Genomic DNA, 9314 nt, shown 5'->3' with positions numbered 1-9314 from the left:
GCCCAGCCCAGGACCGTCGAGGCGTGGCTGTTCTCGATGACGTCGTGTGCCGACTCCGCCCGCGAGGGGTAGCCCGACAGACCGCCCTTGGCCCGCAGCTTGGAGAAGTCCTGTCGGCCGGTGAGCAGCTTGTGGACGTAGGACTGGTGGCCGGTGTCCCACAGAATGCGGTCGACGGGTGAGTCGAAGACCCGGTGCAGGGCGAGGGTCAGCTCGACCACGCCCAGGTTGGGGCCCAGATGGCCGCCGGTGCGGGACACCGCGTGGACGAGGAAGTGCCGGATCTCCTCGGCGAGTTGGGGCAGGCGGTCGGCGGGGAGCGCCTTGAGGTCGCGCGGTCCGGTGATGTGTTCCAGCATCGTCATGTTCGGTCCCCCTCGGGTCGTTCGGCGGCCGTGGCGGAGGGAGCCCGCCGCGGCGGCGGGCTCCCTCGGGCAGACGGTCAGCCGCGGTTTCCGGCGACGGTCTCCTTCGCCGCTCGGAGGGATTCCTTGAGGGAGCCCATGGTGGCGAGAACGGCGGTGGGTTCGTAGCCGCAGTGCGCCATGCAGTTGGCGCAGCGCGGGTCCTTGCCCCGGCCGTATTTGTCCCAGTCCGTCTCCTCGATGAGTTCCCGGTACGTCGGCACGTATCCGTCACTCATCAGGTAGCAGGGGCGCTGCCAGCCGAACAGCGAGTAGTTGGGGATCGCCCAGGCCGTGCACGGGAAGTCCGCCTTGCCCTCCAGGAAGTCCAGGAAGAGCGGGCTGTGGTTGAGCCGCCAGCGGCGCCGGTTGCCGCCGGCGAACGCCTTGCGGAACAGTTCCCGGGTCTGCTCGACGCCGAGGAAGTGTTCCTGGTCGGGGGCCTTCTCGTAGGCGTAGGCGGGCGACAGCATCATCTCGTCGACCTGGAGGTCGTCGTTGAGGAAGTTGAGGACCTCGATGATGGTCTGCGGGGTGTCGGTGTTGAAGAAGGTGGAGTTGGTGGTGACCCGGAATCCGCGCCGCTTGGCTTCCTTGATCGCCGCGACCGCCTCGTCGAACACGCCTTCCTTGGCGACGGATTCGTCGTGCCGTTCGCGCATTCCGTCGATGTGCACCGCGAACGCGAAATAGGGCGAGGGGGTGAACTTGTCCAACTTCTTGCGCAGCAACATGGCGTTGGTGCACAGGAAGACGTATTTCCGCTTGGCCACCAACTGCCGTACGATCTCGTCGATCTGCGGGTGCATCAGGGGTTCTCCGCCGGCGATGGAGACCATCGGGGCGCCGGACTCCAGGACCGCGCCGACCGCCTGCGCCACCGGCATCCGCTGCTTGAGCACCCCGGCCGGATGCTGGATCTTTCCGCAGCCCTCACATTTCAGATTGCATGCGAAGAGCGGTTCCAGCTCGACGATGAGGGGGAATTTCTCGCGCCGCCGGATCATCTTCTGTTCAAAAAGATAGGTCCCGACCCGGATGGACTGACGGAGCGGCATGGCCATCTGGCTCACCTCCTGGGGAGCAGCAAAGAACGGTGCCATTCATAGAAAACGGGAAGCACACTGCGCAGCACGCGGAAGGCCGATATTCCCCCGCGCACCGTGCCGATGCGGACGAGTTCATGTTCTGGAGCGTCCACGACCACCCGGACGGCCGCAACCGGACGGGCGCCGGACCGCCGGGCCGTGTGGAGCGTGGCGGCGGACTCCATGTCCACCGCGATCGCGCCGGAGGCGTGCAGCTCGGCCCGTTCCGCGCCGCGTACGACGTGGTCGGAGCCGCGCAGCAGCCCGCGGTGCACGGTCAGGCCGCGCTGCCGCAGGGCGCCGACCAGCGGCCCGTTGTCGCGGCAGGGCACGTCCGGCAGGCCCGGGCGGTGGTCCCGGGTGGCCTCGGCGACGACCACGTCCCCCGGGCGCATACCGGGCGCGAGGCCGGCGCAGAAGCCGCTGGCGACGACGGGCGAACGGGCGGTGTCGGAGCCGTCACGGAGCGCATCGGCGAGGGCGCGTTCGGCCGCCTGGGGGCCCATGCCGGTGCGCAGCACGACCAGCCCGGGCCGGCTCTCGCCGGGCGACGCCGCCCGGTCTCCCCCGCGCAGCGCGAACCGCTCGATGCCGAGCGCACAGGCGACCAGCAGCGGGGGCTCCCGACGCGCGGGGGACCGTCTCGGCATCAGGCCCCCACCGGTGCTCCGGCCGGTCCGCCGTTGACGTAGCGGCCCAGGGCGGTCAGCGGGAAGACCTGGCGGTAGAGGTGGTAGTTGATGGAGAAGTCCCAGGGGAAGCCGGTACCGGTGAAGTACGGCTCGTCCCAGGAACCGTCCTCGCGCTGGGTCGCGGCCAGATACCGCACCCCGCGCCGCACCGCCTCACTGTCCCGCTCCCCGGCCGCGAGCAGCGCCATCAGCGCCCACGCGGTCTGCGAGGCGGTCGAGGCGCCGCGCCCGGCCCAGGCCTCGGGCTCCGCGTACGACCGCTGGTCCTCGCCCCAGCCGCCGTCGTCGTTCTGCACCCGCTCCAGCCAGCCGACGGCGCGGCGCACGGCCGGGTGGGAGGCGGGGATGCCGGCCGCGGCGAGCGCGGGCAGCACCGAGCCGGTGCCGTAGACGTAGTTGGTGCCCCAGCGTCCGAACCAGGCGCCGCTGGGCTCCTGTTCGGCGAGCAGCCAGGCGATGCCGCGGCGGGTGCGCGGATCGTGGGTGCGGCCGACCTCGGCGAGCATCTCCACGACGTGGGCGGTGACGTCGGCCGACGGCGGGTCGATGACCTCGCCGAAGTCGCAGAACGGCAGGCGGTTGGGGAACGGGCTGGTGTTGTCGACGTCGAAGGCGCCCCAGCCGCCGTCCCGGGACTGCATCCCGAAGTTCCAGCGCACCGCGCGGTCCACCGCCGCGGCCACCCGCTGCGGGTCGGGGTGCTTGACCCGGCGCAGTGCGAGCACCACCTCGGCGGTGTCGTCGATGTCCGGGTAGTTGTCGTTGTGGAACTCGAACCCCCAGCCGCCGGGCGGGAGTTGGGGACGCTTGACGCTCCAGTCGCCGGGCCGGTCGATCTGCTCGGCGAGCATCCAGTCGGCGGCCTTGACCAGCTGCGGGTGGTCGGCGGGCAGTCCGGCGTCGGCGAGCGCGATGGTGGCGAGGCAGGTGTCCCAGACCGGGGACTGGCAGGCCTCGATCATCCGGGAACCGTCCTCGCGCCGGACCGCGAACCGGTCGAGGGAGGCCAGTCCCTCGCGCAGCACGGGGTGGTCGAGGTCGTAGCCGAGGAGGTGCAGGGCGATGATGGAGTACACGGCGGGCGGCTGGATGCCGCCCCAGCAGCCGTCGTTCTCCTGCCGTTCGATGATCCAGCGGGCCGCCGAGCGCATCGCGGTGCGGCGCAGCTTGCGCAGCGCGACCTTGTGGTAGACCCGCAGCGCCTTGTCGAGGCGCTGGAAGACGCCGTCCCAGCTGATGGCCGGGGCGAGCGGGCGGGGCGGGTCGGGGCGGCACGGATCGGTGTGCAGCTCGTCGAGGGCGAACGGCGCCGGGCGGACCGGGCGTTTGGCGGAGACGATGGTCAGCGGCACGATGGTCTGCCGCGCCCAGCACCCGAAGTCGTAGATGTTGAGCGGGAACCACTTCGGGAAGAAGATGAGCTCCGGCGGGAGCTGGGGCAGGTCCTCCCACTTCCACCAACCGAAGAGGGCCAGCCAGATGCGGGTGAAGACCCGGGAGGCGGCGACCCCGCCCTGCTCGCGGATCCAGGCGGACGCGGCGGCCATGTGCGGGGCGTCGGTTGCGTCCCCGGCGAGCCGCAGGGCGACGTAGGCCTCGATGGTGGTGGAGAGCTCACCGGGCCCGCCGTGGAAGGTGGCCCAGGTGCCGTCGGTGCGCTGCTTGCCGCGGATGTGGCGGGCGGCGGCCTCGGTGGTCCGGGGGTCCGAGATGCCCAGGAACTGACGGAGCAGCAGGTCCTCGGCGTCCATCGTGACGTTGGTCTCGAGGTCGCCCTTCCACCATCCGGCCGGGTCCTGGACGGAGAGCAGATAATCGGTGGCGCGGGCGGTCGCGCGGCGGGCGGCCTCGGCCGTGTCCTCGGCGACGGCGGTGGCGGTCCTGCGGGCCGGTGCGGTCGTTTTCTCAGCGGTGGCATCGCTGGCCGAAGGGGCCCGGGGCGGCAGTGCTCCGGTGCTTCCGTCGGTCGTCGCTGTCATGGCTTCCCCTTCTGCAGTGAACTGTCAAAGCGTGCTCAGGGATTCCGTCGGCCGGCGCCTGGCTGGGCACCGGCCGGCGACTGCGATCTATTCGTTGTCGATAGGGAGTCATCTTTCTCGTACGACGACGAAGTCCGCGAGCGCGACGAGCTGGGCCCGGACCTTCTCGGGCATGTCGATCTCGTCGAGCGCGGCGATGGCGGTGGCGTGCTGGCGGCGGGCCTCCTGGGAGGTCCACTCGCGGCCGCCGGCCTCCTCGATGAGGGCCGCCCGGGAGGCGAACTCCTCCTCGGTGAAGTCGGCGATCTCGGTCTCGCTCTTCTTGGCGTCGGCGGCCAGGATCTGGGCCAGCTGCTCGGAGGCCGGGCCACCGGCGGCCAGCGCGGCGACGACCGGCAGCGACTTCTTCCGCTGCCGCAGATCGCTCCAGGTCTGCTTGCCGGTGGCGTCCGGGTCGCCCCAGATGCCCAGCAGGTCGTCGACGGCCTGGAAGGCGAGGCCGAGGTGGTAGCCGTACTTCTCCAGGGTGTCGGCGGTCCGGTCGTCGGCGCCGCCCAGGACCGCGCCGATGGAGACCGCGCAGGCCAGCAGCGCGCCGGTCTTGTTGCCCTCCATCTCCAGGCACTCCTCGACGGTGACCCGCTCGCGGTGCTCGTAGGAGATGTCCTGGGCCTGGCCGTCGATCAGCTTGCGGGTGGCCAGGGTCAGCCGGCGGGTGGCGCGGCCGGCGTCGACCGTGCCGAGCTCCAGCAGTATTTCGTTGGCGAGGGCGAACAGGGCGTCGCCGACGAGGATGGCCTGGGCCGGACCGTGCACCTTCCAGACCGTGTCACGGTGCCGGCGCTGCTCGTCGCCGTCCATCAGGTCGTCGTGCAGCAGCGAGAAGTTGTGCACCAGCTCGACGGCGACCGCGCCGGGGATGCCGACCTCGGGGGCCCGGCCCGCGACCTCGGCGGACAGCAGGGCGAGCGCGGGGCGGACGGCCTTGCCGCTGTCGCCCGATGCGGGGTTGCCGGTGGCGTCGATCCAGCCGAAGTGGTAGGCGGCGACGGTGTCCATGGGAGGGGCGAGCCGGCCCACGGCAGCACGCAGCACGGGAGTGGCGAGTGTCCGTCCGCGCTCCAGCAGCGCGGTGACGCTCTCGGTGTCGATAGCTGGGGAAGCCGGATTCACGGTTTCTCCTCTGTTTCCGATGCTCGTGCTCGTGCGAGCGCTGGTACTCGTAGTCATGCCGCCTCCTGAGGCAACTGGCCCTGGGGGAAGCCGAGTTCGTTGAGTGCCTCGCGAGCGGCGGCGGTGCCGCTGCGCACAGCGCTCTCCATGGTCGCGGGCCACCCGGTGGCGGTCCACGCGCCGGCCAGCAACAGGCCGGGGGCTTGGGTGCGGGCGGCGGGGCGGAGCCTGCCGACGCCCGGGACGGGCGCGAAGGTCGCGGTGCGCTCGCGGGTGACGAAGAAGTCGACGATCCGGGCGCCCCGGGCGGCCGGCAGCAGCCGTTCCAGCTCGGGGAGGTAGCGGGCGCGGAGTTTGGCGACCGGCTGGTCGATCTCCTCCTGCGCGGCGGACTGCGACACGGCCAGGTACTGGCAGCGTTCGTTCCCCGGCGTCCGGGTCAGTCCGGAGGCGTCGGTGCGGTCGAAGACCCACTGGACGGGCGAGCCGACCGCGGCGAAGAAGGGGCGGCGCAGGACCTTGCGGTCGTAGACGACGTGGAGGTTGAGGATCGGGGCGGTGCCGATGTCCAGCAGCCGGTCCCGGTCGGCCAGCGCCCCGGCGGGCAGCAGGGCATGCGTCTCGCGCTGCGGTACGGCGAGGACGACGGTGTCCGCGGTGAGCCGCTCGCCGCCGTGCGGGCCGTTCTGCACCGCGACCTGCCAGCGGCCGTCGGTCCGGGCCACGGACGCGGCGCGGGTGCGCAGCGCGATCCGCACCCCGGCCTTCTCCAGTGCCGTACGGGCGAGGGCGTCGTGCACGTCGCCGAGCGGGACCCGGGACCAGCCGATGTCGGCGGCGCCGGGGGCGGACAGCAGTCCGGTCTTGAAGACCTTGGCGGCCAGGCCCATCGAGGCGTCGCCGGCCCGGGCGTTGAGTGTGGCGATGCCGACCAGGTCCCACAGCGCCTCGACGGCCCGGGACGACTGGCCGTGGCGGCGCAGCCAGCTGCCGAAGTCGACGCCGTCCAGGACCGGGTCGGCCGGGTCGAGGCCCTTGAGTGCGAGGGTGGCGCGCACCACACCGGCCCGCTCGGCCGGGGACAGGTGCGGATAGCGCGCGAGGCTGGCGGCGAGGTGCAGCGGGACGGGCAGGGCGGTGCGGCGCAGCCGGCCGAGCCGCATCCGTCCCCCGGACTTCGCCCGGGAGGTGCCCCCGGGATCCAGGACGGGCACGTCCATCCGGTCCTGCAGGGGCACCAGGTGGGCCGCGCCGAGCCGGTCCAGCAGCTGCCCGTACGCGGTGCAGCAGCGCAGGTAGACGTGCTGGCCGTTGTCGACGCTCAGCTCGCCGACGGCGGAGTCGCGGCGGAAGGAGAAGACCAGTCCGCCCAGGCGGGGGCGGCCCTCGACGAGGGTGACCCGCAGCCCGGCGTCGGCCAGCGCGAGGGCGGCGGTGGTGCCCGCCAGCCCGCCGCCGACCACCACCGCGGTGGCTGTGGATGTCATGTGTGCTCCCCCCGTACGTGGGTCATGGACGCAGCCGCCCGGGGGAGGGTTGCCCGCCGTGCTGACGCGGGGTCACCGCTGTCGTGCGTGGCCCGGCCGGTCATCCGCGCCTCCGTACGGCCTGCCGGCGGCCGATCGCCCGCGCGTCGAGCCCGGACAGTCCGCGCACCGCGACGAACGCCTTCTCCCAGCCGGGCAGCGAGACCCGGCCGCGCAGGACCGCCTCGGGGTCGGCGGCGATCCGGGTGAGCAGGCGGTGGTAGATGCCGGCCATCGCGGCCACGCAGGCGCCGCTGCGCCGGTCGAGCATCGGCAGCAGCCGGAAGCCCTCGGCGAACAGCGCACGGGCGCGTTGCACCTCGTGGTGGACCAGCCCGGTGAAGTCGGAGCCGGGCGGCGGGACGGGCTGGGCGAACCCGGCCGAGCAGCCGAACTTGGCGAGGTCCTCGGCGGGGAGGTAGGTCCGGCCGTTGCCGGCGTCCTCGCGAACGTCCCGGAGGATGTTGGTGAGTTGGAGGGCGAGACCGAGGGTGTCGGCGTACTCGGCGGCGCGCTCGGTGTCCTGTGCGCCGGGCACGGTGCCGAACACGCCGAGCGAGAGCCGGCCGATGCCGCCGGCGACGCAGCGGCAGTAGACCTTCAGCTCGTCCCAGGTCTCGTAGGTCTCGCCGCGCACGTCGGCCAGCACGCCGTCGATCAGCTCGTCCAGCGCGTCGAGCGGGACGGGGAAGCGGCGGGCGGCGTCGGCGAGGGCGACGGCCACCGGGTCGGTGTCGTCCTCGTCGAGCCGGCCGTCCTTGATGCGGGCCAGCAGCGCCCGGGTGTCCTCCAGGCGCTGCTGCTTGGCTGCGGTCTCCAGATTGCCGTCGCCGATGTCGTCGACCCGGCGGGAGAAGGCGTAGAGCGCCGACATCGCATGGCGCTTGTCGGTCGGCAGCAGCCGGATGCCGTAGGCGAAGTTGCGCGCCTGCTGCCCGGTGATGGCTTCGCAGTAGCGGTATGCAGCGAGCACCGGCGCGGACGCGTGTGCGGTTGCCTCCACGGTCCGACTCACCCCTCTCTTCGCAATGTCGCCCCCACCTCGCGCAGCAGGCTGAGCTTGGTCGGTTTGGGCGGTCCAGGGAGTACGTCGTGTTCGGCGGCCACGACCGCCTGGAGTGCGGCACGTCCGCCGGCGACGAAACCGGCCAGCAGCAGCTTGAGTCTGCCGTGGACGCTACCCACCAGCGCGGTGCCTTCATCCAGCAGGTCACGGGCGCGTTCCGCCTCGTAGGCGATCAGTGCGCGCACCGATGCGCCCCCGCTCGGCGCGGCCAGATCGGCCTCCGACACGCCGAAGCGTTTCAGGTCCTCGGCGGGGAGGTAGATGCGGTCGCGCCCCAGGTCCTCGGCCACGTCCTGGATGTGCTCGACGATTTGCAGGGCGGTGCAGACGGCGTCCGAGCGGCGGATGCGCTCGGGGCTGGCGGTGCCGGTGATGCCGAGGACGAGCCGGCCGACGGGGTTGGCGGACAGCTCGCAGTAGGCGACCAGGTCGTCGTAGGTGGCGTAGCGGCTCACCCGCTGGTCCTGGCGGTTGGCCTCGATGAGGCCGAGGAACGGTTCGGGGGTCAGCTCGCAGCGGCGGACGGTCGGGCCGAGGCGGCGCATCAGCGGGTGCTTGGGGCCGGGCGCGCGGTCGCTGAAGACGCGCTCCAGGTCCGCCTCCAGGGCATCGAGCAGCGCGGGCCGGTCGTCGAACTGTGCCCGGTCGAGTCCGAGGAGGACGGCATCGGCGCCGCCGGGCGCGAGGTCGCCGTCACCGATGTCGTCGACGAGCCGGGCGAAGCCGTACACGGCCATCAGGTCGGCCCGCCAGGCGCGGGGCAGGAAGAACGGCGCGACCGGGAAGTTCTCGTGTGCGGCCTGATCGAGCACGGTGCGCGTGTGGTCCCGCCCGTCACCGGCCGCCACCCTTCGGAGGAAGGCGCGACGCGCCCGCTCGTTGTCTCGGCTCACCGGGGGCTGCCCGGCGCATTTCGGTGCCGGAGCGAACCAGTAGCCATTGCCGTCACGTCTCCCGTTCTACACCGCCAAGCTAAAACATCCTATTTCGGACACGCCGCAGCCGACGACGCGCCCCGATCGAGCCCTCATCGCCCTCTTGGGTGAGTATTGCCCGACTTGTGCCACTTGTGCTGTTCAGCACCCGTACAGCTTACGCCGTACATCTCCCTTGCGTCCGAGTGGGTACCGAAGCCCCAGGCAACGATCCGGTCAACATCCTTTCCGGACGAACTGTTCCCGTCGTCCGCGGAGTTGACCGTCTCTTCACCGTCGAAGGCCCCCGCGGCACGGACCGCGGGGGCCTTCCGGGTGTCAGGAGGACTACTTGCCGGTCTCCTTCTCGTACGCCTTGATGACCTCGTCGGTGGGGCCGTCCATCAGCAGTTCGCCGCGTTCCAGCCACAGCACGCGGTCGCAGGTGTCGCGGATGGACTTGTTGTTGTGG

At 71.9% G+C, this 9314-nt stretch carries 8 protein-coding genes and 1 pseudogene; all 9 read right to left on the bottom strand.

Annotated features, from left to right (window positions below; all coding sequences use genetic code 11):
• Positions 1-365: 1-deoxy-D-xylulose-5-phosphate synthase N-terminal domain-containing protein (locus IG62_RS0140350; protein WP_030816105.1), on the bottom strand; the 365-nt coding region annotated here is incomplete at its 3' end.
• Positions 366-442: 77 nt separating this feature from the next.
• The gene (gene hpnH, locus IG62_RS0140345; RefSeq protein WP_030816103.1) at positions 443-1468 is read right to left on the bottom strand and encodes an adenosyl-hopene transferase HpnH; all 1026 of its coding nucleotides are present in this window, start codon (positions 1466-1468) and stop codon (positions 443-445) included.
• A 5-nt stretch (positions 1469-1473) separates the two neighbouring features.
• On the bottom strand, positions 1474-2142 hold the full coding sequence (locus tag IG62_RS0140340; protein WP_030816102.1) for a hypothetical protein: 669 nt from the start codon (positions 2140-2142) through the stop codon (positions 1474-1476).
• On the bottom strand, positions 2142-4163 hold the full coding sequence (gene shc / locus IG62_RS0140335) for a squalene--hopene cyclase (RefSeq protein WP_030816101.1): 2022 nt from the start codon (positions 4161-4163) through the stop codon (positions 2142-2144). Before shc ends, IG62_RS0140340 begins: the two co-directional genes overlap by 1 nt.
• 108 nt (positions 4164-4271) lie before the next feature.
• Entirely contained in the window at positions 4272-5336 is a 1065-nt protein-coding gene (locus IG62_RS0140330; RefSeq protein ID WP_030816099.1) for a polyprenyl synthetase family protein, read from the bottom strand.
• A gap of 53 nt (positions 5337-5389) precedes the next feature.
• Positions 5390-6823: a hydroxysqualene dehydroxylase HpnE gene (gene hpnE, locus IG62_RS0140325; protein WP_051799240.1), complete on the bottom strand. Its 1434-nt coding sequence runs from the start codon at positions 6821-6823 to the stop codon at positions 5390-5392.
• 100 nt (positions 6824-6923) lie between these two features.
• Positions 6924-7877, bottom strand: coding sequence for a presqualene diphosphate synthase HpnD (hpnD, locus tag IG62_RS0140320; RefSeq protein WP_199812592.1), 954 nt, complete (start codon positions 7875-7877; stop codon positions 6924-6926).
• A complete protein-coding gene (gene hpnC, locus IG62_RS0140315) occupies positions 7874-8740 on the bottom strand; it encodes a squalene synthase HpnC (protein ID WP_030816091.1) in 867 nt (288 codons plus the stop codon). The genes hpnD and hpnC overlap by 4 nt, the downstream gene beginning before the upstream one ends.
• A gap of 450 nt (positions 8741-9190) precedes the next feature.
• Positions 9191-9314, bottom strand: a pseudogene (locus tag IG62_RS46885) (ABC transporter ATP-binding protein); the annotation flags it as partial.

Source organism: Streptomyces sp. NRRL S-337 (assembly GCF_000720175.1).
GTDB lineage: Bacteria > Actinomycetota > Actinomycetes > Streptomycetales > Streptomycetaceae > Streptomyces > Streptomyces siderophoricus.
This window is presented reverse-complemented; position numbering and strand designations above follow the sequence as displayed.